This is a genomic window from Pseudomonas sp. AC239, assembly GCF_979258545.1.
Genome location: NZ_OZ409864.1, coordinates 1,176,053 through 1,202,366 on the forward strand (window position 1 = coordinate 1,176,053; position 26,314 = coordinate 1,202,366).

The 26,314-nt window shown below is 61.7% G+C and carries 20 protein-coding genes; 13 read left to right on the top strand and 7 right to left on the bottom strand.

Annotated elements, in window-relative coordinates; genetic code table 11:
* Positions 1-4: 4 nt before the first annotated feature.
* Positions 5-1,915 (bottom strand): sigma-54-dependent Fis family transcriptional regulator, encoded by a 1,911-nt coding sequence (locus tag ACZ0AZ_RS05425; protein WP_463537049.1) that lies wholly within the window; start codon positions 1,913-1,915, stop codon positions 5-7.
* 302 nt (positions 1,916-2,217) lie between these two features.
* On the opposite strand from ACZ0AZ_RS05425, the gene exaC reads away from it, so the two are divergent.
* From exaC to ACZ0AZ_RS05475, 10 genes are all read left to right on the top strand, one after another.
* Positions 2,218-3,738, top strand: a complete 1,521-nt coding sequence (gene exaC, locus ACZ0AZ_RS05430) for an acetaldehyde dehydrogenase ExaC (protein ID WP_024014465.1) — start codon at positions 2,218-2,220, stop codon at positions 3,736-3,738.
* A 172-nt stretch (positions 3,739-3,910) separates the two neighbouring features.
* A complete protein-coding gene (gene eat, locus ACZ0AZ_RS05435) occupies positions 3,911-5,362 on the top strand; it encodes an ethanolamine permease (RefSeq protein ID WP_039761854.1) in 1,452 nt (483 codons plus the stop codon).
* Between the two features lie 52 nt (positions 5,363-5,414).
* On the top strand, positions 5,415-6,809 hold the full coding sequence (locus ACZ0AZ_RS05440) for an ethanolamine ammonia-lyase subunit EutB (protein WP_039761855.1): 1,395 nt from the start codon (positions 5,415-5,417) through the stop codon (positions 6,807-6,809).
* Entirely contained in the window at positions 6,806-7,639 is an 834-nt protein-coding gene (gene eutC, locus ACZ0AZ_RS05445) for an ethanolamine ammonia-lyase subunit EutC (protein WP_463570941.1), read from the top strand. Before ACZ0AZ_RS05440 ends, eutC begins: the two co-directional genes overlap by 4 nt.
* A gap of 115 nt (positions 7,640-7,754) precedes the next feature.
* A complete protein-coding gene (locus ACZ0AZ_RS05450; RefSeq protein ID WP_463537051.1) occupies positions 7,755-8,216 on the top strand; it encodes a GNAT family N-acetyltransferase in 462 nt (153 codons plus the stop codon).
* A 228-nt stretch (positions 8,217-8,444) separates the two neighbouring features.
* Positions 8,445-9,095: a DedA family protein gene (locus tag ACZ0AZ_RS05455; protein WP_016773001.1), complete on the top strand. Its 651-nt coding sequence runs from the start codon at positions 8,445-8,447 to the stop codon at positions 9,093-9,095.
* 4 nt (positions 9,096-9,099) lie between these two features.
* Positions 9,100-9,912, top strand: a complete 813-nt coding sequence (locus tag ACZ0AZ_RS05460; RefSeq protein WP_039761857.1) for a M90 family metallopeptidase — start codon at positions 9,100-9,102, stop codon at positions 9,910-9,912.
* 112 nt (positions 9,913-10,024) lie between these two features.
* Entirely contained in the window at positions 10,025-10,552 is a 528-nt protein-coding gene (ppa, locus tag ACZ0AZ_RS05465; protein ID WP_003205933.1) for an inorganic diphosphatase, read from the top strand.
* Positions 10,553-10,872: 320 nt separating this feature from the next.
* Positions 10,873-11,619, top strand: a complete 747-nt coding sequence (locus ACZ0AZ_RS05470; RefSeq protein WP_039761860.1) for a S24 family peptidase — start codon at positions 10,873-10,875, stop codon at positions 11,617-11,619.
* A gap of 408 nt (positions 11,620-12,027) precedes the next feature.
* A complete protein-coding gene (locus ACZ0AZ_RS05475) occupies positions 12,028-12,462 on the top strand; it encodes a hypothetical protein (RefSeq protein ID WP_240783228.1) in 435 nt (144 codons plus the stop codon).
* Positions 12,463-12,470: 8 nt separating this feature from the next.
* On the opposite strand, the gene ACZ0AZ_RS05480 is transcribed toward ACZ0AZ_RS05475, so the two are convergent.
* Genes ACZ0AZ_RS05480 through ACZ0AZ_RS05505 form a run of 6 tightly spaced genes read right to left on the bottom strand, consistent with a single transcriptional unit; the run spans position 12,471 to position 22,653 of the window.
* Positions 12,471-13,283, bottom strand: a complete 813-nt coding sequence (locus ACZ0AZ_RS05480; protein ID WP_463537052.1) for a YfaP family protein — start codon at positions 13,281-13,283, stop codon at positions 12,471-12,473.
* 3 nt (positions 13,284-13,286) lie between these two features.
* On the bottom strand, positions 13,287-14,906 hold the full coding sequence (locus tag ACZ0AZ_RS05485) for a DUF2300 domain-containing protein (protein WP_463537053.1): 1,620 nt from the start codon (positions 14,904-14,906) through the stop codon (positions 13,287-13,289).
* 1 nt (position 14,907) lies between these two features.
* Entirely contained in the window at positions 14,908-19,482 is a 4,575-nt protein-coding gene (locus ACZ0AZ_RS05490) for an alpha-2-macroglobulin family protein (RefSeq protein WP_463537054.1), read from the bottom strand.
* Entirely contained in the window at positions 19,479-20,129 is a 651-nt protein-coding gene (locus tag ACZ0AZ_RS05495) for a DUF1175 domain-containing protein (protein ID WP_039761868.1), read from the bottom strand. Before ACZ0AZ_RS05495 ends, ACZ0AZ_RS05490 begins: the two co-directional genes overlap by 4 nt.
* On the bottom strand, positions 20,114-21,826 hold the full coding sequence (locus ACZ0AZ_RS05500) for a DUF2138 domain-containing protein (protein ID WP_463537055.1): 1,713 nt from the start codon (positions 21,824-21,826) through the stop codon (positions 20,114-20,116). The genes ACZ0AZ_RS05495 and ACZ0AZ_RS05500 overlap by 16 nt, the downstream gene beginning before the upstream one ends.
* A 35-nt stretch (positions 21,827-21,861) precedes the next feature.
* Positions 21,862-22,653, bottom strand: coding sequence for a YfaP family protein (locus tag ACZ0AZ_RS05505; protein WP_463537056.1), 792 nt, complete (start codon positions 22,651-22,653; stop codon positions 21,862-21,864).
* A 498-nt stretch (positions 22,654-23,151) separates the two neighbouring features.
* Between ACZ0AZ_RS05505 and ACZ0AZ_RS05510 the strand changes: the two genes are divergently transcribed.
* From ACZ0AZ_RS05510 to dxs, 3 genes are all read left to right on the top strand, one after another.
* Entirely contained in the window at positions 23,152-23,394 is a 243-nt protein-coding gene (locus ACZ0AZ_RS05510) for an exodeoxyribonuclease VII small subunit (RefSeq protein ID WP_016772991.1), read from the top strand.
* Positions 23,391-24,278: a (2E,6E)-farnesyl diphosphate synthase gene (ispA, locus tag ACZ0AZ_RS05515; protein ID WP_039761874.1), complete on the top strand. Its 888-nt coding sequence runs from the start codon at positions 23,391-23,393 to the stop codon at positions 24,276-24,278. Before ACZ0AZ_RS05510 ends, ispA begins: the two co-directional genes overlap by 4 nt.
* Before the next feature lie 91 nt (positions 24,279-24,369).
* Positions 24,370-26,268 (top strand): 1-deoxy-D-xylulose-5-phosphate synthase, encoded by a 1,899-nt coding sequence (gene dxs, locus ACZ0AZ_RS05520; protein WP_463537057.1) that lies wholly within the window; start codon positions 24,370-24,372, stop codon positions 26,266-26,268.
* The last annotated feature ends 46 nt before the right edge of the window (positions 26,269-26,314 follow it).

Below are 26,314 nucleotides of genomic sequence, written 5' to 3' on the forward strand. Positions count from 1 at the left end.
TCGGTCAGGCAGAGCGGGCGATGCCGTGCTTGCGAAGCTTTCTGTACAGCGTATTGCGGCTGACGCCCAACTGTTCAGCGGTACGGGTCATATGCCAGCGCGCCTGCTCCAGCGCGCCAAGCAATGCCAAGCGCTCGGCGTCATCCAATGGCTGCGCGGCAGTCTGCGCAGGCACAACCGCCGGCCGCGCCTGCCGAATCATCACCGGCAAATCCTCAACGCCGACCCGCCCGCCATCACACAACGCCGCCAGCGTACGCAGGACATTGCGCATCTGCCGCACATTACCCGGCCAATTGAACGCCAGCAACGCCTGACGCGCCGGCTCTTCAATCACAATCGCCTCACCGCCTGCCTCCTCGGCCAGCAGAAAATCCAGCAACTGCGCCTTGTCACTGCGCTCACGCAACGCCGGCAGCGCCACTTCCAACCCGTTCAAGCGGTAATACAAATCCTCGCGAAAACTGCCGCCCTCGACCCGTTCAAGCAGATTGCGGTGAGTGGCGCTGATGATTCGCACGTTGACCGTCTCCGGTTCGCCGCCAATCGGCACCACCTGGCGATCTTCCAGCACCCGCAGCAAACGGGTCTGCAGAGCCAGCGGCATGTCGCCGATTTCATCGAGAAACAGCGTGCCGCCATCGGCCTGCTGCAACTTGCCGCGCATGCCGTCCTTGCGCGCGCCGGTGAAGCTGCCGCCGCGATAGCCGAACAGTTCGCTCTCGATCAGGCTTTCCGGAATGGCTGCGCAATTGAGCGCGACGAAGGCGTTACCGGAGCGCTGGCTGGCTTGGTGCACAGCCTTGGCGAACGCTTCCTTGCCCGAGCCGGTTTCGCCGTTGATCAACAACGGCACGTCGCGCTCGAACACGCGCAGGGCTTTGCGAAATTCCGCCTGCAACGCTTCGTCACCGAGGCAGATGCCGGACAGGCGTGGCGCAGGTGCAGCGATTGGCGTTGGAACGATGGCTGTCGGCTTGCGCGATTCGCCGCGCAACACGGCAAACAGATGTCGACCATCGCGGGTGCGCAGTGGCCAACTGGCGCTGGCGTTGGCACTCGCCCGCCCTAGCAGGTCATCCAGCGAACAATCGAAAAACGCGTCCACCGGTTGCCCGAGCAAACCACCGCGAATATGCCCGAGCAGGTTCAGCGCACTCTGATTCACCGCACTGATCCGCCCTTCGCCGTCGAACGCCAGCAACCCTTCGCTGAACAGGCCGACGGACTCGGCCTGCAGATGAAAACGCAGCAACCATTGATTGTCGAAACAGCGCAGGAAATAGCAGCTCTCGATCATCTTCGCCGACAGATTGACCAGCGCCATGGTGTGGAACTGGCTCTGCCGCGAAACATCCGGACGGGCCGAGGACACATCGAGTACCGCGAGCAATTCACCGTGCGGGTCGAATACCGGGCTGGCCGAGCAGGTCAGCCCGGTATGGCGGCCGCGAAAGTGTTCATCCTGGTGAATGGTCAGCGCCTGCCGTTCGACCAGGCAGGTACCGATGCCGTTGGTGCCTTCGCAGGCTTCGCTCCAGTCGGCGCCGAGCCAGAGCCCGGCGCGTTCGAAAATCTTGCGCTCGGCCGGCGCGGTGACGCAGTTGAGGATCACACCGCGCGCATCGGTCAGCAGCACCGCGTGGCCGGCGCCGGAAAGCTGTTGATGCAGACTGCTCATTTCCGTACCGGCGATTTGCAGCACTTGCTGCAGACGTTCGCGGCTCTCAAGCACGCGCCCGTGTTCGAGCACCGTCGGCGCCATGCTCAGGGCCGGGTCGAGGTGATAGTCCTCAAGACACCGCAGCCACGAACGGGCGATCGACGGGTCGGCACCGGGGCCATGCAAATGCGGCTTGCCCTGAGTGGCGGTGAGGACCTGGCGGGCATGGCGACTCAAATGGTTGTCGTGCATTTCTTATTGTTCTCCCCGGGGCGCGATGGCCCAAAGCATGAGGTGACGCCCAGCATCCTCCAGCGGCTCCGGCAATGCAATGCTGGCAAGACCGTCCGGTCACGGGCTGTGTCGCAAGCGGTACAAACTGTCACCCGCGCTGTACCGAATCCGTCACAGCGCCTCTCCGTTCGTCCGAGACAAACCGGCCAAGCCCTTGATTTGCCTGCGCTGCACGGCAGTGGCCCGGCCCTTGCTCTACGCTTATAGCAAGCGCACTTGCGCGTTTCTCTAATAAGTACAAAGCCAAGGAGAACATCATCATGCGTTACGCCCACCCCGGTACTGACGGCGCCAAAGTCTCGTTCAAGAGCAAGTACGGTAACTACATCGGCGGCGAGTTCGTCGCACCGGTCAAAGGTCAGTACTTCACCAACACCTCGCCAGTAAATGGCCAGCCGATTGCCGAATTCCCCCGCTCCACCGCCGAAGACATCGACAAGGCGCTGGACGCTGCCCACGCCGCCGCCGATGCGTGGGGCGCCACTTCGGTGCAGGCGCGTTCACTGATCCTGCTGAAAATTGCCGACCGCATCGAAGAGAATCTCGAACTGCTGGCGATCACCGAAACCTGGGACAACGGCAAAGCAATCCGCGAAACCCTCAACGCCGACATCCCCTTGGCCGCTGACCATTTCCGTTATTTCGCCGGTTGCCTGCGCGCTCAGGAAGGCAGCGCTGCGGAAATCGACGGCAATACCGTGGCTTACCACATTCACGAACCGCTGGGCGTGGTCGGCCAGATCATTCCGTGGAACTTCCCGCTGCTGATGGCTGCGTGGAAACTCGCGCCAGCGCTGGCCGCCGGTAACTGCGTGGTGCTCAAACCTGCCGAGCAAACCCCGCTGGGCATCTGCGTGCTGATGGAGCTGATCGGCGACCTGCTGCCGCCGGGCGTGCTCAACGTCGTGCAAGGCTTCGGCAAAGAAGCCGGCGAAGCACTGGCGACCAGCAAGCGCATCGCCAAAATCGCCTTCACCGGCTCGACCCCGGTCGGCTCGCACATCATGAAATGCGCAGCGGAAAACATCATTCCGTCGACCGTGGAACTGGGCGGCAAGTCGCCGAACATCTTCTTCGAAGACATCATGCAGGCTGAGCCGAGCTTCATCGAGAAAGCCGCTGAAGGTCTGGTGCTGGCGTTCTTCAACCAGGGCGAAGTGTGCACCTGCCCTTCCCGCGCACTGGTGCAGGAATCGATCTATGACGAATTCATGCAGGCCGTGATGAAGAAAGTCAGCCAGATCAAACGTGGCGACCCGCTGGACACCGACACCATGGTCGGCGCCCAGGCATCCGAGCAGCAATTCGACAAGATCCTCTCGTACCTGGAAATTGCCAAGGGCGAAGGCGCGGAGTTGCTGACCGGCGGCAAGGTGGAAAAACTCGAGGGCAGCCTGGCCACCGGTTATTACATCCAGCCGACCCTGCTCAAGGGCACCAACAAGATGCGCGTGTTCCAGGAAGAAATCTTCGGCCCGGTGGTGAGCATCACCACCTTCAAGGACGAAGCCGAAGCCCTGGCGATTGCCAACGACACCGAGTTCGGTCTCGGCGCCGGACTGTGGACCCGCGACATCAACCGCGCCTACCGCATGGGCCGCGCAATCAAGGCCGGTCGGGTGTGGACCAACTGCTACCACCTCTATCCGGCGCACGCCGCGTTCGGTGGTTACAAGAAGTCCGGCGTCGGCCGTGAAACCCACAAAATGATGCTCGACCATTATCAGCAGACCAAGAACCTGCTGGTGAGCTACGACATCAATCCGTTGGGATTCTTCTGATCCTGCGATGCTGATCGTTCCCACGCTCCGCGTGGGAACGCCTCAACGGACGCTCCGCGTTCGGTTTCGAAGGGACGCGGAGCGTCTAGGGCTGCATTCCCACGCAGAGCGTGGGAACGATCAGGTTCCTGGCTGTAGCCGGGCCAATAAAACAATAAAAATGGTGAACCCTATGCCAAGCGAATCCCCGGCCGGCGCTCCGGCGACCGGCTCCTCCGTCGACTTCGAAAAAGTCGGCTCCGACTACTTCCAACAACGCGAACTGAAAAAAGGTGCCGCCGGCTGGGTCCTGCTGGTGGGCCTCGGCGTCGCTTATGTGATTTCCGGCGACTACGCCGGCTGGAATTTCGGCCTCGCCCAGGGTGGCTGGGGCGGCATGTTTCTCGCCACGCTGCTGATGGCGACGATGTACCTGTGCATGTGCTTTTCCCTGGCCGAATTGTCCTCGATGATTCCCACCGCCGGCGGCGGCTACGGTTTCGCCCGCAGTGCGTTCGGGCCGTGGGGCGGGTTTCTCACCGGCACCGCGATCCTCATCGAGTACGCCATCGCCCCCGCTGCCATCGCGGTGTTCATCGGCGCCTACTGCGAGTCGCTGTTCGGCATTGGCGGCTGGATGATCTATCTGGCGTTCTACATCATCTTCATCGCCATCCACATTTTCGGCGTCGGCGAAGCGCTCAAGCTGATGTTCATCATTACCGCCGTCGCCGCGCTGGCGCTGGGGGTGTTTCTGGTGGCGATGGTGCCGCACTTCGACGTCGCCAATCTGCTCGACATCCCGGTGACCACTGCGGTCGGTGCCAGTCCGTTTCTGCCGTTCGGCTATGTCGGCGTCTGGGCAGCGATTCCCTATGCGATCTGGTTTTTCCTCGCCGTCGAAGGCGTGCCGCTGGCCGCCGAAGAAACCAAAAACCCCAAGCGCGATCTGCCGCGTGGCCTGATCGGGGCAATGCTGGTGCTGCTGATGTTCGCCCTGCTGATTCTGATCGTCGGCCCCGGCGGCGCCGGTGCGAATTCCTTGCTCACCTCCGGTAACCCGCTGGTCGAAGCACTGAGCAAGGCCTACGGTGGCTCGACGTGGATGGGCAGCTTCGTCAATCTCGTCGGTCTGGCCGGACTGATCGCCAGCTTCTTCTCGATCATCTACGCCTACTCGCGGCAGATCTTCGCGCTGTCGCGGGCCGGTTACCTGCCGCGCAAACTGTCGCAGACCAACAAGAGCAAGGCGCCGGTGCTGGCCCTGGTGATTCCCGGGATCATCGGCTTCGGTCTATCGCTGACTGGCCAAGGCGATCTGCTGATTCTGGTCGCGGTGTTCGGGGCTACCATTTCCTATGTGCTGATGATGGCCGCGCACATCACCCTGCGCATCCGTCGCCCCAAAATGGACCGGCCGTACCGCACGCCGGGCGGCATTTTCACCTCGGGTGTGGCGCTGGTATTGGCCTGTATCGCCGTGGTGGCGGGCTTCCTGGTCGATCCACGGGTGGTGATCGGCGCCGCGATCATCTATGGAGTGTTAATTGCTTACTTTGCTTTCTACAGTCGGCATCACTTGGTAGCAGGCACGCCGGAAGAAGAATTCGCGGCGATTCAAAAAGCTGAACAAGCCTTGCACTGATTGTCGAAAACCACGGCGCAGACGCATTCTGCGCCGTCACGGAGAACGCTGAATGGCCAGTTTTGCTCACACGGTCGGCGCGCAGACTTACCGCTTCGACAGCCTCAAAGACGTCATGGCCAAGGCCAGCCCCGCCCGCTCTGGGGACTTTCTTGCCGAGATTGCCGCGCTCAACGACGGCGAACGGGTGGCCGCGCAAATGGCCCTGGCGGACATCCCGCTCACCCACTTCCTGCAAGAAGCGCTGATTCCCTACGAAGCCGATGAAGTCACCCGGCTGATCATCGACACCCACGACAAACAAGCCTTCGCCGTGGTCAGCCACCTCACCGTTGGCGGCTTTCGCGACTGGCTGCTCAGTGATGCGGCGGACGAAACCAGCCTGCGCGCCCTCGCCCCCGGCCTGACCCCGGAAATGGTCGCCGCCGTGTCGAAGATCATGCGCGTGCAGGACCTGGTGCTGGTCGCGCAGAAAATCCGCGTGGTCACCCAATTTCGCGGCACCCTCGGTTTACGCGGGCGCCTGTCGACCCGCCTGCAACCCAACCATCCGACTGACGAGCCGTCCGGCATTGCCGCGAGTATTCTCGACGGCCTGCTCTACGGCAACGGCGATGCAATGATCGGGGTCAACCCGGCCACCGACAGCATCGCTTCGATCTGCGCAATGCTGGAAATGCTCGACGCGATCATCCAGCGCTACGACATCCCGACCCAGGCCTGCGTGCTGACCCACGTCACCACCTCGATCGAGGCGATCAACCGTGGCGTGCCGCTGGATCTGGTGTTTCAGTCGATTGCCGGCACTGAGGCAGCCAATGCCAGTTTCGGCATCAACCTGAATGTATTGCAGGAAGGCTACGACGCCGGCCTCAGTCTCAAGCGAGGCACCCTCGGGCAGAACCTGATGTATTTCGAAACCGGTCAGGGCAGCGCGCTGTCGGCCAACGCCCACCACGGCGTCGATCAACAGACCTGCGAGACAAGGGCCTACGCCGTAGCGCGACATTTCAAGCCGTTCCTGGTGAACACCGTCGTAGGATTTATCGGCCCGGAGTATCTCTACAACGGTAAGCAGATCATCCGCGCCGGCCTTGAAGATCATTTCTGCGGCAAGTTGCTCGGCGTGCCGATGGGTTGCGACATCTGCTACACCAACCACGCCGAAGCCGATCAGGACGATATGGACACCCTGCTGACGTTGCTCGGCGTTGCCGGCATCAACTTCATCATGGGCATCCCCGGCTCGGACGACATCATGCTCAATTACCAGACCACTTCGTTTCACGATGCCTTGTACGCCCGCCAGACCCTGGGCCTGAAACCGGCGCCGGAGTTCGAGCAATGGCTGGCCAACATGGGCATCTTCACCCAGGCGGACGGCAAGGTTCGCTTCGGCAACAACCTGCCGCCGGCGTTCCGCCAGGCCTTGGCGCATTTGGGATGAGTCTTAGGGAAAAACCACCGGTCGATCCGCAAAACCCCTGGCTGGAACTGCGCCGCCTGACGCCGGCACGCATTGCCCTGGGCCGCACCGGCACCAGTCTGCCGACGCGGGCGCAGCTGGATTTTCAGTTTGCCCACGCCCAGGCCCGCGATGCCGTGCACCTGGCCTTCGATCACAGCGAAATCAGCGCACAACTGAGCGAGCGCGGGCGGAAAACCCTGGCGCTGCAAAGCGCCGCGCCGGACCGACACACCTATCTGCAACGCCCGGACCTGGGGCGCAAGCTCAGCGATGAGTCGGCGCAGACCTTGCGCGACTACGCCAGCGCCCACCCAGGCGGGGTCGACCTAGTGATGATCGTCGCCGATGGTCTGTCGGCACTGGCGGTGCACCGCCACACCCTGCCATTCCTGACGCGCCTGGAAGAACAGATGAGCGGCGACGGCTGGTCCGTGGCGCCGGTGGTGCTGGTCGAGCAGGGTCGCGTCGCCATCGGTGACGAGATCGGCCAGTTGCTCGGGGCGAAAATGGTGGTGATGCTGATCGGCGAGCGTCCGGGCCTGAGTTCGCCGGACAGCCTCGGGCTGTATTTCACCTATGCGCCGAAGGTCGGCCTCACCGACGCGTATCGCAACTGCATTTCCAATGTTCGGCTTGAAGGCTTGAGCTATGGCATGGCGGCGCATCGCTTGCTGTATCTGATGCGCGAGGCCTGTCGGCGGCAGCTGTCGGGGGTCAATCTGAAGGATGAAGCTCAGTTGCACACATTGGAGGCCGACGACGCTGTCGACATGAAAGGCAACTTCCTGCTCGATCCACCCCCAGCCTGAACCGTTTCCGCATTGCCTTTCTGCGCTGCTTTCAGGCAGGATCGACGCACGGCCGCCCGGGTTTCCCATCGCCGTCAGAGCAGTTGAAGACAGCCACTTGAAGACGAGACCTATCATGCGGATTATTCAAGCGACCCTCGAACATCTGGATTTGCTGACTCCTTTGTTCGTCAAATATCGCGAGTTCTACGGCTCCCTGCCTTACCCGGATTCCTCCCGCGCGTTCCTCGAAAAACGCCTGCGCCGCAAAGAGTCGGTGATCTATCTGGCCCTGGCCGACGATGACAACAAGAAACTCATGGGCTTCTGCCAGCTATATCCGAGCTTTTCGTCGCTGTCGCTCAAACGCGTGTGGATTCTCAACGATATCTACGTTGCTGAAGACGCGCGCCGGCAATTGGTCGCCGACAACCTGATCCGCACTGCGAAGAAAATGGCCAAGGAAACCCAGGCCGTGCGCATGCGCGTCTCGACCAGCGCGAACAACGAAGTGGCGCAGAAAACCTACGAATCGATCGGCTTCAAGGAAGACACCGAGTTCAAGAACTACGTACTGCCGATCAGCGACGAGCTCTGACTCCAACGGCTTCGGTGATGAGGGAGTTCGCTCCCTCGCCACGGCCGCCCCTTCCCTGACAATTGCTCACTTCGCGACACTCCCCGCTACAAAACCGGCGCGCTTTTCAGCGGTCAGACCGTATAATCCCGATCTTTCCGGCTTGTAAGAAAAACTACACCCCGCTGTAGGCTTACACGAAGTCATCCGCACAGGCCTGCCGAGTCGGGCCGTCATACAGGTGCCCCCATGGATTTCAACCCGCTCGACCTTATCCTGCATCTCGACGTGTACCTCGATTTGCTGGTGAACAACTATGGGCCATGGATTTACGCCATCCTGTTTCTGGTGATCTTCTGTGAAACCGGTCTGGTGGTGATGCCGTTCCTGCCGGGCGACTCGCTGCTGTTCATCGCGGGCGCGGTGGCGGCCGGCGGCGGCATGGATCCAGTGCTGCTCGGTGGCCTGCTGATGCTGGCGGCGATCATGGGCGACAGCACCAATTACGTGATCGGACGCACGGCCGGGGAGAAGCTGTTCAGCAACCCGAACTCGAAAATCTTCCGTCGCGATTACCTGCAAAAAACCCACGACTTCTATGACAAGCACGGCGGCAAGACCGTGACCATGGCGCGCTTCCTGCCGATCATCCGCACCTTCGCGCCGTTCGTTGCCGGTGTGGCGCGGATGCCGTACCCGCGTTTCTTCGGCTTCAGCGTGCTCGGCACCATCCTCTGGGTTGGCGGTCTGGTCACCCTGGGTTATTTCTTCGGCAACGTGCCGTTCATCAAGAAAAACCTCTCGCTGCTGGTGGTGGCAATCATCCTGCTGTCGCTGGTGCCGATGATCATCGGCGTGGTGCGCAGCCGTTTCGGCGGCACCAAAGTGCAATCGCACTGATCCGATGTGGTCTCTGAGCGCCTGGCGTCGCCGGCGCATCCTGGCCAGCCACCCGATTGCCGACGACCTGTGGCAACGGGTGCGCCACCAACTCTCCTTCCTCGACGGCATCAGCGCGGCTGAAGACCAGTGGCTGCGCGAAGCCTGTGTGCTGTTTCTCGACGACAAACACCTGACCGCCCTGCCCGGCGTCGAACTGCATCAGGAACAGCGCCTGCTGCTCGCCGCCCAGGCGCAGTTGCCGTTGCTGCATCTCGGCGATCTGAACTGGTATCAGGGCTTCCACGAGATCGTTCTATACCCCGATGACTTCCTCAGCCCGCAACGCCATCGCGATGCCAGCGGCGTCGAACATGAGTGGGATGGCGAACACAGCGGTGAGGCCTGGCAGCAGGGGCCGGTGATTCTCGCCTGGCCTGGCGTACAGGCCAGCGGTGGCTGGGAAGGCTACAACCTGGTGATCCACGAACTGGCGCACAAGCTCGACATGCTCAACGGCGACGCCAACGGCCTGCCGCCGCTGCATGCCGACATGCGCGTCAGCGACTGGGCCACGGTGATGCAGGCCGCCTACGACGACCTCAACCGCCAGCTCGATCACGATCCCGACGCTGAAACCGCCATTGATCCCTACGCCGCCGAGAACCCGGCCGAGTTCTTCGCCGTCACCAGCGAATACTTCTTCAGCGCCCCGGATCTGCTGCATGAGGCTTATCCACAGGTCTACTTGCAACTGCAGCTTTTCTACCGGCAGGATCCATTGGGCAGACTGCGGCAACTTCAAGCCACAGACCCGGTCTATCAGGCGCACGACTAAGCTCTGCACGACTTCTGGTACGTGGCGTCGACGTAGGAATGTGCCTATAATCGCCGCCACTTTTTGGTCAATCCGGCCAAGTGTTTTTGGTCAACTACGGGGGCAACGCCCAATGAGCTACAGCAAGATTCCGGCTGGCAAAGACCTGCCGAACGACATCTACGTCGCGATCGAGATCCCGGCCAACCACGCGCCGATCAAATACGAAATCGACAAAGACAGCGATTGCCTGTTCGTTGACCGTTTCATGGCCACCCCAATGTTCTACCCGGCCAACTACGGTTACATCCCGAACACCCTGGCTGACGACGGTGATCCCCTCGACGTGCTGGTCGTGACCCCCTACCCGGTCGCGCCAGGCTCGGTAATCCGCGCCCGTCCGGTCGGCATCCTGAACATGACCGACGACGGCGGCGGCGATGCCAAAGTCATCGCAGTGCCACACGACAAGCTGTCGCAGCTGTACGTCGATGTGAAGGAATATACCGACCTGCCACCCCTGCTGATCCAGCAGATCGAGCACTTCTTCGCGAACTACAAGGATCTCGAGAAGGGCAAGTGGGTCAAGATCGAAGGCTGGGCCGGTGCAGACGCTGCCCGCGAAGCGATCACCAAGTCGGTTGCCGCCTACAAGGGCTAAGCCATTGCGCTTTGCGTGACGCTTGAAAAAAACCCCGGACTTCCGGGGTTTTTTGTTATTGGCGTCTGCATAATCGACTCGGTTGTTCAGGTCGATGTCACTCGAAATACACCCTGGTCGGCCCCCTCTCCCTCCGGGAGAGGGTTGGGGTGAGGGCCTCTTGAAAAAGCCCGACTAAACAAACCGTTTAAATCCCTACATGCAGTTTTAATCTGTTTAATTTCCCACAAGCACGTCTTACATCCCGTCGCAAAATACAGGCTTTTTTTGAACGCCCGGTTTATTCAAACCGCTCTGGTCCGGCCGTAGACTCCGTGTTTATGAGAAAGAACACTAGCGGTCCACGATTCAAGGCACTCCTGGAAGCAGCGAACATCAGCACCACGGATTTCGCAAGGTTCTGGGGCACGGAAGCCCAAAACGTTCATAACTGGTACACCCGGGGCGTCCCGGCGTATCGCATGGAAGAAGTCTCACGCCTGTTGTCGGTCAATAGTGAATGGCTGAAAACCGGTGAAGGCGTCAAGGAGGTCCCGCGCCTGCACCCACCCGCCAGTAATGGCGACACGTTCGACGCCCAGTCGATCTGCGGCGTCTACACCGTCATCAATCCCAGCGACATCGATCTGGCCTTCTTCAAGGAAACCCCGATCGCCAATGGTGATGGCAAAACCCACGTCATTCTCGACCCCGACCAATCCCTGCGCCTGCCCCGCGCCCACCTCGATCAACTCGACATCCAGCACGCCAACGCCATCTGCGCGCACATGATCGGCAACAGCATGGCCGATCGCATCGAAGACGGCTCTATCGTCGCCATCGACCGCGGCCTGACCCAAGTCGTCGACGGCGAAATCTACGCCGTAGAGCATGACGGCATGCTGCGCATCAAATACCTGCACCGCATGCCCGGCAACGGCCTGCGCATGCGCAGCCACAACAGCGCCGAATACCCCGACGAGGTTTTCCGGCCGGCGCAGATCGAAGAGCAGCGGATTCACATTCTTGGCTGGGTGTTCTGGTGGTCGACACTGGGCAAGCGCCGGCCGGTGGTGCCGTTTCTATGACAGTTCACTCGAACCTGTGGGAGCGGGCTTGCACGCGAAGAGGCCCTGACAACCGGTAGAAATCCCAAGTTTGTACCGCTTCAGTGGCTCTAAACCGCACTTGAGGCTGGGAATCCAGAGCAAAACTCAGTATCCTGCGCCCCACATTCGCGCATCGACCCGCCCAGCGGCTCGAATGACGCCCGACGCGGCAGACCAACGTCTGACCAAGTCCCACAGCCGGACGCAAGATCCGGATGTACGTTTTGAAGGCTGGCGCGGTTTACCAAAAATAAACCAAGCCAGTCCCCGAGAAGCCGGCCACAAGCCGGCTTTTTAATGCCTGCAAAAAGGATACGCCTCTCGCTTGGAAGGAATCGAACAAGCTGGGCACTACAATTCCGAAGCGCTTCACAAGGAAGTTAAAACATGCGATTCGCCCCTCGTTTCACGCTGCTTGGACCGGTCATCCTGATCGCTGCGATAAGTTTTTATCTCTCAGGCTGCGTCGGTGCCATCGTGGCGTTGCCTGAGAAAACCACACTCAGAACTGACGAGTACAAAGCTCTAAGTGCTCGTTCGCTCACGCCAGCGATTACCCGAACCGTGCAATCAGCGCCTACCCGAGAATGGTGTGGCGTCACGGTTTGGGCGTTGATCATTCCTGTTCCGCTGAAATTGCCCGTGTGTACGTCGTACTCCGAGCAGTCCTTTGGCAGCGACGAATCTGGAGATGAAACCGTTTTGCTCTATTCAAAACAAACGGTGCCGTCGCCGTTCTACGCCTGCGGCCCGTTCATGATGCTGGGGCCGATTGTTCATGGTTATCAGGGCAACGCGCTTTGCGGCGTTTTTCCAAAATAGCCGGGAATTCACGGATAACTGAACGACTTCACCAACGTCAGCTCCCCCGCCGTCCGCATCGGCACTACAAACGTTTCCATCTTCTCGCTCGGTGTGCCTTCTTCAGTAATCACCGTCACCTGCGCGGTCGTCAGCGCCTGCACCGCTTCATCCCCTCCTTCGTCATCTCCTCGATATCCGCCGCCGTAATAATTCACGTACACCAGATACTGCCCCTTGATCGGCGCGGGCATGGCGGCGATTTCCGGGCCGTAGCCAGTGGTGACGTCGACGTCGAGGGCGGCGCCGTTGGGTGCGACGCGGTTGCCGTACCAGATGTGGGCGCCATCGGGGGTGATCAGGTGCAGGTCGAGGTCGGTGCCGTCGCTGTCCCAGGCCAGCAGGACGCGCAGTTTGGCCGGGGTGGCGCCGCCGCGGGCGTTGAGGAATTGCGTACGGTGGCGTTGCTGGCCGTCGGCGCTGCGCACTTCGACGCTGTTGCTGCCGCTGGGGAAGGAGAACGGCCGATCGAAGCCGCCGGCGGGGTCGATTTTCAGCGGCATGCTGACGCCGTTGACGATCAGGCGGCCGGGTTCGTTGTTCTTCGGCACGGCTTTGATCTGGCCGCTGATTCTGGCGGTATTGGCCTGGCCAAGCGGTGTGTTGACCGACGAGGCCGGGTAGTTGACGGTCTGGCGAAAGCTCTCGCCCTCGCCTTGCGGTGCGCCGCTGCGCCAGCCGCCGACCGGGGTGTCGAGTTTGACGCCATCGGCGGCGAACGCTTGCGGCAGTACGTTGAGGGCACAGAGCAGCAGCAAGACCTGTGGATAACGGAGTGTCATGGTCTATTCCAGCAAAAGGTGACGGGCGAGCCCTTCGATGTAGGTTTCATCCTGGCCGTTGGGGTGTGCTTCGAAGGCCAGGTGCAGATATTCGTGGGTCAGGTCGAGGCGATCCTGCAGGGTCAGCACGCCGCGCACATAAATGCGCTGACGCTCGCGGTCAACGAAGGGCCGGCCGAAGGCGAGTTTGCATACGGCGAAAGTGCTGACTTCGTTGTAGCCGGTTTCGCTTTCCAGCGTCGGACGCCAGCCGCGTCGCTGCTTTTGCAGCCAGTCTTGCGCGGCGGGCAATGCTTCGCAGGAGGCGACAGGGTTGTCCCAGCGGCTGAGGCTGGCGCGTGGATAGGCGTGCAGCAGAATCGCGTCGTAGCGCTGCCCGGCGTTCGCTTGCTCGACGGCTTGCTGCCAGGCGAGTTTGTCCGGGCCGGGCTGGTCGGAGTGATAGGTGACGGTGCTGCCGGCCAGTACCAGATCCGCCGTCCACGCCGCGATGTTGCGTGACTCGGCCGAGGCCGGGCGCGGGGCGACGCGCTGGCGATTGCTGCTGTCGTCGATGTTCAGGCAATCGCCGTTGCGTGTGGCGTTTTGCAGCAGATAAGTGCGGATCGCTACGGCCAGCGCCTTGGCGGCTTCGACGGGTTGCGGTTTGGCTTCGCGCTCAAGGACGCGGGCGACATATTCTTCCCGATCAAGTCTTGCGACGAGTTTGTCGTTGAGCAGAAAAAGCTCGCCATCGCTGTGGATGTCCAGCGCGTTGCCGTTGGCGAATTCGACGCGGTAGTCGCCGCGCAATGGCCCGGACGTGGCAACACGATCCCCGGCCAGAACCTTCGAAACCGGATATTTCGAAAACAGCCCGACTTCCACACAACGCCCCGTGTCCGCTGGCCACGCCGTCGGCAACACGCTGGCCAGCGCCTGACCGTAGTGACGCAGAACCATTTGACTGGTACCGCGCCCACCCGCCCAGATCGGTGCGCCGTCGGCGCTCCAGCCGGCGAATCCACCTTGCCGCGATTGTGCATCCTGGTCGCCGAGCCAGCTCCAGGTCTTCACCCGCAGGCGTCCGCCCAACTCGCCGACAACATTGCCGTCCGCCGCGTTCAGCACGACATCGAGCAGCACGCGGCGCATCTGTTCCTGCGCTGGCAGCAACGCCAGAACGCCCAATAACTCGGCAACCGAAACCCTTGTTGCCGGTTGCACGGCTGGCAAATCCAGCAACCACGTCGGCGCTTGCCGCGCCTGCCAATACGCTCGCCAATCCGTCGCTGCAATGCCCAACCGCGCCGGTTCGAAATACAGACCGCAGGACTTCACCAGTGCCTGATCCCGCTCGATCTTGCCGCCCGCCGAGCAGCAATAAACTTCTTCTTTGGACTGCCCGCGACATTCATACGCCGGTTCCTGTGCACCGGTATCCACCAGCCACGCGTAGACGAACAACTTCCACAGACTGCCCAGCGGCGCATCCAGCGACGCTGGCAACGGTTCGCGCTTGATCAGTTGCGTCTGACTCAACGACAACAACTCGCCCTGATAGGCCACGCGCAATGGCTCGTCCTGCGCTGTCGCCAGCGCAGGCATCACACACATCAGCAGCCACAACAGCGGCCGGCGCATGTCAGTTGACCGTGACCTGACCGAGGGCGGCTTTCGCCTCCTGGGCCTGATGCTGCGGTGCATACACTTGCTTGAAGCGTACCGGTGGCAGATTGAACTGGCCCTTCTGCGAGAAGCGCACCAGATGACGCAGGCGCAACTCGCCACTCAGCGCGTCGACCGGCACCGCGTATGCCAACTGACCCGGTTCGAAACGCGCCTTCTCCAGCGCGGTCGGTTCGGTGCCGTCCTTGCCCTGCAACTTGATGCCCCACGTCGTGCGCTCGACATCCGCGCCCGGTGGCAGCGGCACTTCAAGCATGCCGTAGCGCAGCGGTTTCGCTGCCTTGCTGGTGAGGATCACCTCGTCCAGGTACAGGCTGTCGCTGGACAGCGGCTTCGTGCCGACCGGCTCGAGTTTGAAGGTGAACGCTTCGTCGCCCGGCACCAGACGCGACAGGCGCCGGGTGATGGTCACGGCCATCGGATCGACCTGCGGCTGTTGAGTCTGGAAGCTCAGCGCCGCACGCAGCGGCCGCTCTTGCGTGCCGGACACGCTCAGCACATTCGGCAGCGGCGTTGCGCCTTGCCATGTCCAGTACATCTCGCCGCTGGCGCCGTAGTTTTTCTTCCAGCCCTCACCCGGCATCAACGCGATGGTTGGCGAGGCCTGAGCGATGCTGCGTTGCAGCCAGGTTAGCGCCAGTGCGCGTTCCAGCGTCGATTGCTGCGGCAGCAAGCGTTGCAGCAATGCCGTGGCGCGAGCCTGATCAAACGGTTGCAGCGACAGGTTCAGCGCTTCGACAAAAGGCTGCGAACTGGTCGCCAGACGTTGTTGCGCTGCGCCCAGTTGCCGATTGAACGCCTCCGGCAAAGCAACTTTCGCCTGCGTGGCCAACGATGCAGTAAGCACCCGGGCCGCCGCCAGACCGAGCGCCGAAACCGGGTCGCCCATCACCAGACTGTCCTGGCCGTCATCAAGCAAGGTTTCGGCACTGCCTTCACCGGCCTTGACCAAATCGTCGATCAAACCGCTGAGCAGCGTGTTCACTGGCAACTGCATCTGTTTGGCGAACGACAGGATCAGCGCCCGTTGCAGCAACGGCGTGTTCGGCGCTTGCTTGGCGTACACCTCGAGTACCCGCTGCCAGTGTTCAGGCGGCAGGTTCAGCTCGAGTACGCGGCTGGCGTTCCAGTCGGCGTAATAGGCATAGGCGGTGAGAAATGCATCCGGCTCGCCGTCGTAGCCCCACCAGGTGAAGCTGGCCGACGGTCCGGCCATTTGCACCAGGCGCAGACGACTGTTCTGCATGATCAGACGCAAGCGATCGCGAGTCTGCGGGTTCGAGGCCAGCGATGGATAAGCGATGCTCAATGGCAACAAGCGACTGGCGGTCTGCTCGACGCCGCCGTACGGGTAGCTGAGCAGATCGTCGAGGGCGGAACGGAACAGCGCTTGCGGACTGTCATCCAGGCGCAGGCGAACATCCGTGGCATCCGCCGGCAAACTCAACGGCGTATCGCCGCTGGCCACGTCGAGGCTTTGCGTCTGAGTGACCTGCCAGCCGTCGCCGGTGGCACTCAAGCGCACAGCCAGGGCATCGGCCACTTTGCCGTCCTGCACCAGCTCCGCCGTCCACCCGCCAGAGGCCAAAGCGAACGCCGGCAGTGGCAGGTAATTGATGCCGCTGTTCAGGGTCACCGGCAGACGTTGTTCGGTACCGGCATAGTGAGTCACCAGTTCAGCCTTGACCGGTTTCTCCGCCTGGCTGAACGCAAACACCCCCAGTTGCGGCTGATCGCCCTTGCGGAATTTGCTCGGCCCGCTCCACTTCAGGTACAGCGGTTTTTCCGAACGGACAAACTGCTTCTTCTGCCCGACCTGACCGTCATCGGCAATCGCCCGCGCGGTGATGCGCCAGCGGGTCAGCGAGTCCGGCATTTTGAAGGTGAAACGGGTTTTGCCGTCGGCGCCGGTCAACAATTCCGGCTGCCACGCAGCGGTGTCGACATCTTCACGGCGCGGACGCTCGAGCACTTTCACGCCGCGTTCGCTGCGATTGGCTTTACCGGGTGCGCCGGGGCTGCCCGGCAACGCCACGTCGTAACTAATAAACGACAGGCTGGCACTGGTACGCACGTTGTTGCGCCGTGGGTGATAGAAGAACTGGTCGATGGTCGGCGCGACTTCCGGTTGCAGCGCGTAGACCATTTCATCGACCACGCTGACCGTCAGATGCGCCGGAACGGCTTTGCCGGCGAACTGCGTGGTCAGGTCGACCGTCACCGTGTCGCCCGGCAGATACACAGCTTTATCGGTGCTGATCGCCACGTCGATTTGGGGCGCGACCACTTTGATCCCGGCGTTCTGGAAGCTGTACTGACCGCCCTTGGTGTAGAGCACGGAGAAGGTCAGGTTCGGCGCGAAGTTATCCTTCACCGCAATGCGCGCGCGGTATTGGGTGTCGCTGAGTTTTTCCAGCTTCAGCCAGTCGCCGCCCTTGGCCAACAGCGCGGTCGCTTCTACCTTGTCGCGCTCCAGCGACAGCAGTGCATCGCTGACCGGCTCGGGGAAGGTGATCAGCGCCAGCGCTTCTTCGCCCGCCTTGTACTCAGGCCTGTCGAGGACGATTTCCACGGTACCCGGCACCGCTTTCACACCGTCGCCGGTGACCGCATGGCCGGTGGCACCAAGAACACGACCGTGTTGATCTTTCAGCGTCAGGTTGTAGGTACCCGGGCGTTCGAAGGCGAGGCTGAAGCCTTTACCCGTTGCGGCGAGTTTGCCTTCGCCAGTGCTCTGGTCCTCCAGGCGCACCCAGGCGTAGCTGCTCGGCGTCACGGCTTTGCTTTGTTCAGTGCCACCCTCGTTGGCGTAGCTGAAGGCAACCTTGTCGCCGACCGCGCTGAAACGCTGCGGTGCGCTCAAGCGAAAACTTGCCGCGCCACGGTCGATGAGGATTTCCTTGGTGGTCTTGACCCGATACGCCGCGCCGTCGCTGGCGAATACGGTGAGCATGTAGCGGCTTGGCTTGTCGGCGGCTGGCAGGTCGAGGGTTGCGTTGCCCTTGCTGTCGGTGGTCAGTTCGGTGCTGGTCAGCTCCACCGGGAATTGCCCGAGGTATTGCAGCTCGTTGTCGACCATCGACAGTTGCTGGGCACGCAGGCTCAGGCTCAATTTCGCGTTGGCCACCGGTTTGCCGTCCGGGTAGAGCAACACCAGACTGCCTTTCACCGGCTCACCGGTGCGGTAATCCTGCCTGGCCAGATTCAGCGAGATTTCGAAGTGCGGCTTTATGTACTCAGCCACACGGAAAGCACTGCTGTAGGCCTGATCTTTGTAGTTGAAGCGGATTTCGTAACCACCGGCCACGGCGTTATCCGGTAACTGGAAACGGCCCTGGGTTCCTGCTTTCGAATCAAGCTTCAGATCGAGGGTTTGCAGTTCGGTCCCCGTGGCATCAAGCACGCTGACACCGACATCCGCCGCGCCCGGCAGCACCGAATCACGGGCATTCTTGAACTCGCGACCGACGATTTTCAGCGACACCCAATCGCCCGGGCGATACAGCGGCCGGTCGGTGAAGGCATAGAGTTTGGTGTCGTATATTTCACTGTCGTAGTAGAAGTTTTCCGAGACGAATACGCCGCCTTCTTCGTCCTCGCCGATGACAAACGAGCGCTCCGGGCTGACGTGTTTCAGACGCAGCAGACCGTCGGCATCGGTAGCTCCGCTGCTCATCACGCCTAGGCCATCGGTCCACAGCACATTGACCTTTGGCACCGAGCTGCCTTCATGTTTGCGTGCGGCCCAGACCAGCAGCTCATCACCGGCAATCTTGCTCACCGCGACGGTGTTGGAGACGAAAACCATGGTGGTCGCGCGGTACTTGCCGATCAGCGCTTCAACCAGATACAGCCCCGGTTTCAGGTTACCCAACGGGATGTACACGTTGCCCGGTGCGACGCTGACAAAGTCACTTGAAGACCCAGCCAGATTGACCCCGGCCGGTGGCTGGATCGGCTTGGCCTGCCACAGCGGATAGCGAAACTGGCTGACCACCGGCAAACCCGGAATCAAGGCAAATTGTGGCTGCGCGTCGTACGGCGTCGGCGCGGCCATGGCCTCGCCCATTTTCAGCTCCGGCACTTCTTCGGTGACCTGCTTGCGCGACTCGTAAGAGAACGCACGCTGCATCACCCGGCGGGATTTGCGATACCAGTTGTCCCACAGATACGCGAGGGTGTTGGACAAACCTTCACCCTTGAACTGGCCGTCACTGACGACGCGGTGCAGGTTCTTCTGGCGCTTGAGAAAGTCCAGCGGCTTGTCGATGCGATACACGCGGATGTCGGCGCCGCCGTACGGCTCCATGCGGAAACGCCGGTAGTCACGACCCGGGGCTTCGAGGCGGACCATCGCCGGCTCGTCGCTGGCAAAACTGCTGTCGGCGAGCAGGAAGAAACTCTCACCGGCCACCGGCGTGTAATTGCTCGGTTCCACCGAGTCTTCGGCGTTGACGCAGGTAAACGGTAGCAACAACGCCAACAGCAAGGAAATTCGCGAACAGATACGCAACATGCGGGCACCGGTCATTGGGAGAGAAAGTTCAGTCGATAGACGCCGATGAAGTTGGGGTTGGCTGCGTCGGGTATCCATCGGGTGTCCTTCCATGTCATGAGTTGCTGCAGGCTTGCCGAACGCATGCCGTTGTCAGTGGGGGTGGTGGTGCCGGTGTGATAGGCGATGTAGCGGCCCATCCAGATCATCAGGTGCTGGTCGTCGCCCTGATCGAAAAACATCAGGTCACCGGGCCGCGCCTGCGACACATCGCGGCCGACCAGATGGCTGTTGAATTGAATCAGTTTGATCGCGTTGACGTACGGCCCGGCCTTGCCGCCGCCCTGCTGCCACTGTTGCGCGAGTTTGCGTTGTGCGTCGCTCAGCGCCAGTTCCGGCGGCAGATAACGATTGGACAGACCATTGCTGCGCAGCCATTTGTCGTCATGGACTTTCAGCGCTTCGTTGGCGGCAAAGCGCACCAGCCCCGCGCAGTCCTGCTGATACCAGCGCGGGCTCGGGCCCTGGCTCAATTGCTCTTGAGCAATACGCACAAACCAGGCGCGAAACACTTGGGATTGCGCCGGGTCGAGCGCTGGCGCTTCAACGGCACGGGCGCCTGCGCTCAGCAGCAACGCGAGCAGGCCGAGGCTGCGGATCAGTGTGTTCACAGCGCCTTCCATTCCAGCGGCAACCATTGCCAGTGGCCGTCGGGCTCGCTGCCTTCGGGCAGGGTCAGGGCATATTTGCCGTAGCCGCCGAGGGCGCGCAGTTTCGGCATCAGGTAGGTTTGCGCAGCGTTGTAGAACACTGGCTCCATGTCCTGCGGCAGGCTGTCGAGGGTTTCGCGCTGCATCAGTTGCGCCATCGCGTCCGGGCCGAAGTAGATCGGCATCAGCACGTCTTTAGGCAGCACGTCGGCCATCGGCGGGAAGCGCTTGTCGAGGGTGCCGAGGGCTTTGTCGACGAGTTTGTCGTCAAGGGAAAACAGCAGCGTCGAGCCGTGACGGGCAAGGCTGACTTTGATGAACGCCTTGCCGGAAATCGCCTCGGGGTTCTCGGCGGTCTTCGCCGCGTACGGGCCGAAACTGGAACTGACCTGACGCTGCCAGACGTGGCTTTGGCCTTCCTGCTTGTCGATCACTGGGAATACGTTTTCGGCGACGTTGGCTTCGAACGCGCCGACCATCGAACCGAACAACTTGCCCAGATCAGCGTCGAGCTTGCTGCTGTCTTCGTCTTTGAGACTGGCAACCAGCAACGGCGTGTACAGCCGCGAATCGGCGTACCAGCACAGACCGGCCGCGCCAGCGACGTGTTCGGTCAGCGTTTGCGCAACAGCTTCATCGGCACCGAGTTTCATCAATATCGGTTTCTGCGGCTCGGCCGCCACCGGCAGGGTCACGCAAGCGCTCGCCCCCAGCGGCATCGCCTGCCAGACCGGTTTGAAATCGAAGTCCGGCTGTTTTTCCAGTTCATCCATGGCCAGATAGCTGTGCCAGCCCTTGTCGTCCATGTCGAAACGCAGGCCGGCGAAACTCGGGATGAAGCGCTGATAGCCCATGGCGAGCACGCTGGAATTGACCGACAGGCGCTGTTTGGTTTCCGGGCTCTTCGCTGGCAGGCCGAACGCTTCCGGAAAGAGTTTTTCACCGTTGAGCAACGCCGCCAGCGCTTGCGCTGAGACGCGGCCGGATTCTTCCGAGACGCCGCTCTCCGGGTCGTAGTACTTGGCTGGATTGGACAGCACCACCAGCTTGTCACCGCGCGACGCGAACAGCAGCGATTTGCTGGCGTTGTAGCTGAGTTGATACAGCGGCACTTCGTCGCTGCCGACCTTGAGATTGCCGAAGACGCTGAGCTGGGTGTCATCCAGCGCCACTTTCGCCAATGGCTCGAGCAGCTTGGCCAACCCGCCGCGATCCATCACCAGCAGGAAATCCTTCAAGCGACCATCCGCACCACGCCACAGCGCAACATCGGCCGGTTGATCAAAAAGCTGTTCGATCAGGCTGTCCTGCAACTTCAGGTCATGCTCGTAGATGATCCGGCGCAGGCTGCCGATCAGGCCAAGTCGGTCGGCGTGGGTTTCGTAATAGAAAACGAAATCCTCGGTGAGCGTGGCCTTGAGGAACGGCACCGTCAGCAGGTCCTTGGGCAACTGACTCAGCGAGCGGGTTTCGAGCAAGGCGTCCGGACGGCCGAGGCCGAGCTTGTCACTGGCAAGTGTCGCCGGCGGCGCTTTGGGCTTGAGCAGCAGCCAGCCGAAACCGCCCGCCACACCGGCCACCAGGCACAGGCCGAGCACGACCAGCGGCCAGCGCCGCGAAGGTTTGGCCGCCGGTGTCGCGGCAGTTGGAGTCACAGTGTTATCGCTCATGTTCACAACATCCGAGTTCATCCGTGGCGGGATGCTTAATAGTTGAAAGTCTTGACCAGCAACAGATCACCGATCGCCCGCAGGGGCACGATGAAGGTTTCGCGTTTTTCGTCGACGGTGTTTTCGTTGAGCACCAGGGTGATCTGCGAGGTGATCACCTCGTTCTGATTGCTGGTCTCCTCGAAGTTATAGCCACCATCGCCGTAGTTGCCCCAATAGTTGACGTAGACCAGATACGTGCCGTGCAGCGGCGCGGTCATGGTAAACATTTCCGGGCCGGGGCCGTCGACGCCATCCGGGTCGAGGCCGCCGCCATTGCTCAGCGCCGGCCGCGCCCAGAACGCATGCTGACCGTCGGGGGTGACAATATGCAGATCCAGTTCGGCTTTCGGGTCGTCCCATCCCAAGACAAGACGAATCTTCGCCGGCGTGCGCAGATTATTTGCTTCATAAAATTGCACGCGCTTGAGCGACTGGCCTTCGGCACTGATCACTTCAACGCTGTTGGAGCCGGCGCCGAACGCGTAAGGCCGGGCGAAGCGCCCCTGATCATCGGTGTACAGATTCAATGGATTGCCGTTGACGGCGAGGCTGTGCGGCGGGCGCATGTGCCCCAGAGCCTTGAGCTGGCCCTGGATCATCGTGCGATTGCGCTGGATGCCGCGATCGATCGGCGGCGTCGGGTAGGCGACCTGCGGATTTTCCGAACGATCGAGCAAACCGTGATAACGCCAGCCGCCGACCGGCTCAAACAACTGCGCAGTCGGCGCCGCCCACAGCGCAGGCGCGCAGGCGAGGCCGATCAGCAGCAAAAGATGTGAACGCATGTGACGCCTCCTGCCATGCCTTGAACGAAACCTCGCACCCGATCCTCGGTACTTCACAGCGGTGAACTGCGTTTCGTCTGAGTGCCCCGCAACTGTCGGGGCCGTAGAAGCGGCGAAGATTAGCGATTCGGCAGTTTTTTAACAATCGGATACATGTGTGATTGCTGTAGGAATCGCGCTTTCGAGAGGGTGTGAGCCGAATAGCGAAGTTATTCGGCTCATAAAATGAGCCGAATAAGCCTCAGCCCCGAAACTTCTCATTAACTTTGTGACAAGGGGATTTATCCCAGCTCGGCTGCGCAGCAGTCGTAAAACCGGCGACTTCGATTTTCCTGAGAGTATCGGTTGTCTGGTTTTAGGGTTGCTACGCAACCCAGCGGGGATAAATCCCCTCGCCACGGGGTCATGTGCGCGGCTTTGGGTGGGGCGTCTCATTTGCCCATACCCCCCCTATCTGCTAGTGTCGCGCCGGTTTAACGTCTACCGGAAATTGCCGCCATGGCCCGCAAAAAAGCTGCACTGGATTTCGAACAATCCCTCGCCGACCTGCAAACACTGGTCGAGCGTCTGGAGAACGGTGAATTGTCGCTGGAAGACTCGCTGACCGCTTTCGAGCAGGGCATCGGTCTGACCCGTGACTGCCAGGCGGCGCTGGCCCAGGCCGAGCAGAAAGTGCAGGTGCTGCTGGAGCGCGATGGCGAGCTCGCCGAGGAACCCTTCGACGCGGATGAGCCAGAATGATCGCGGCGTATTCGGCGAGCAGTCAGGCCCGGGTCAACGCGGCGCTGGAGACGCTGTTCAACGCGCCGCTGCCGGAACTGGCGCGGCTCTACGAAGCGATGCGCTACAGCGTGATGAACGGCGGCAAACGCGTGCGCCCATTGCTGGCGTACGCCGCGTGCGAAGCCCTCGGTGGCCAGGCTGAACAGGCCAGTGGCGCTGCGTGTGCGGTCGAATTGATCCACGCCTATTCGCTGGTGCATGACGATTTGCCAGCGATGGACGACGACGATCTGCGTCGCGGCCAGCCGACGACCCACAAGAAATTCGACGAAGCCTGCGCGATCCTCGCCGGTGACGGCTTGCAGAGCCTGGCCTTCAGCGCGCTGCTCGACCCGCGTCTGAGCGATTGCAGCAGCGAAATCCGTCTGCAGATGGTCACGGCGCTGGCCCATGCAGCCGGCCCGGCCGGCATGGTCGGTGGCCAGGCCATCGACCTCGGCTCGGTCGGTGTCAAGCTCGATCAAACAGCTCTCGAACAAATGCACCGGCACAAGACCGGCGCGCTTATTGAAGTCAGCGTCAGGCTCGGCGCCCTGGCCAGCGGCCACGCCCAACCCGATCAGCTACAGGCCCTGCAGACTTATGCACAGGCCATCGGTCTGGCCTTTCAGGTGCAGGACGACATCCTCGACGTGGAAAGCGATACCGCCACCCTCGGCAAACGCCAGGGCGCCGACATTGCCCGCGACAAGCCGACCTACCCGGCCCTGCTCGGCCTCGACGCCGCCAAGGCCTACGCTCTGGAACTGCGCGATCAGGCCTTGCAGGCGCTGCGACCGTTTGACGCGGCCGCCGAGCCGTTGCGGGAGCTGGCCCGGTATATCGTCGAGCGGCGCAACTGACGGCGTATCGGCCAAAAAAGACCAACGCGTGGGCAGGGGCCGATGCATCAGGTAAACTGCCGCATCTTTTATACCTATAACGATTCGCCTGATGCCCACGACGTTTCATGAGATTCCCCGCAAGCGCCCGACCACGCCCCTGCTCGACCGTGCGAACACGCCGGACGGCCTGCGCCGGTTAGGCGAAGCCGAGCTGGAAACCCTGGCCGATGAGTTGCGCCTGGAATTGCTCTACACGGTCGGCCAGACCGGTGGGCATTTCGGTGCCGGCCTGGGCGTGATCGAGCTGACCATCGCGTTGCATTACGTCTTTGACACCCCGGACGACCGTCTGCTGTGGGACGTCGGGCATCAGGCGTATCCGCACAAGATCCTCACCGGTCGCCGCGAGCGCATGGCCAGCCTGCGTCAGAAGGACGGCATTGCCGCCTTCCCGCGCCGCTCCGAGAGCGAGTACGACACCTTTGGCGTCGGCCACTCCAGCACCTCGATCAGTGCCGCGCTGGGCATGGCCATTGCCGCCCGCCTGCAGGATAGCGATCGCAAAGCCATCGCCGTGATCGGCGACGGCGCGTTGACCGCCGGCATGGCTTTCGAGGCGCTCAACCATGCGCCGGAAGTCAACGCCAACATGCTGGTGATCCTCAACGACAACGATATGTCGATCTCGCGCAACGTCGGCGGGTTGTCGAATTATCTGGCGAAGATCCTGTCCAGCCGCACCTACGCGAGCATGCGCGAGGGCAGCAAGAAAGTCCTTTCGCGCCTGCCCGGCGCCTGGGAAATCGCCCGTCGCACCGAAGAATATGCCAAGGGCATGCTGGTCCCCGGCACCCTGTTCGAAGAACTGGGCTGGAACTACATCGGCCCGATCGACGGCCACGACCTACCGACCCTGATCGCCACGCTGCGCAACATGCGCGATCTCAAAGGCCCGCAGTTCCTGCACATCGTCACCAAGAAAGGCAAAGGCTTCGCCCCGGCGGAAGTCGACCCGATCGGTTATCACGCCATCACCAAACTCGAACCTCTGGACGCCCCGGCCGCTGCGCCGAAAGTCGCCAGCGGGCCGAAGTATTCGGCAGTGTTCGGCGAGTGGCTGTGCGACATGGCCGCGACTGACGCGCGGCTGGTCGGGATCACCCCGGCGATGAAGGAAGGCTCGGATCTGGTGGCGTTCAGCGAGCGTTTCCCCGAGCGCTATTTCGACGTGGCGATTGCCGAGCAGCACGCGGTGACGTTCGCCGCCGGCATGGCCTGCGAAGGCGCGAAACCGGTGGTGGCAATCTACTCGACGTTCCTGCAACGCGGTTACGACCAGTTGGTGCACGATGTCGCGGTGCAGAACCTCGACGTGCTGTTCGCCATCGACCGTGCCGGTCTGGTCGGCGAAGACGGCCCGACCCACGCTGGCAGCTACGACCTGTCGTACCTGCGCTGCATCCCGGGGATGGTCATCATGACCCCGAGCGATGAAAACGAACTGCGCAAGATGCTCACCACCGGCCACCTCTACAACGGCCCGGCGGCGGTGCGTTACCCGCGTGGCAGCGGGCCGAATGCAGTCATCGAAAAAGATCTCGAAGCGATCGAAATCGGCAAGGGCATCGTTCGTCGTCAGGGCAGCAAGGTCGCCATGCTGGTGTTCGGCGTGCAACTGAGCGAAGCCTTGAAAGTCGCCGAGAAACTCAACGCCACCGTGGTCGACATGCGGTTCGTCAAACCGCTGGATGAAGCGCTGGTGCGCGAGATCGCCGGTAGCCACGAGCTGCTGGTGACCATCGAAGAGAACGCAATCATGGGCGGCGCCGGCGGCGCGGTCAGCGAATTCCTCGCCCGCGAGAACATCCTCAAGTCGATGCTGCATCTGGGCTTGCCGGATATTTATGTCGAGCATGCGAAACCGGCGCAGATGCTCGCCGAATGCGGGCTCGATGAGGCCGGAATCGAAGCGTCGATTCGCCAGCGCCTGGCATTGCTCGCCCGCTAACTCGCTGAACACACAATACCTGTGGGAGCTGGCTTGCCCGCGAAGG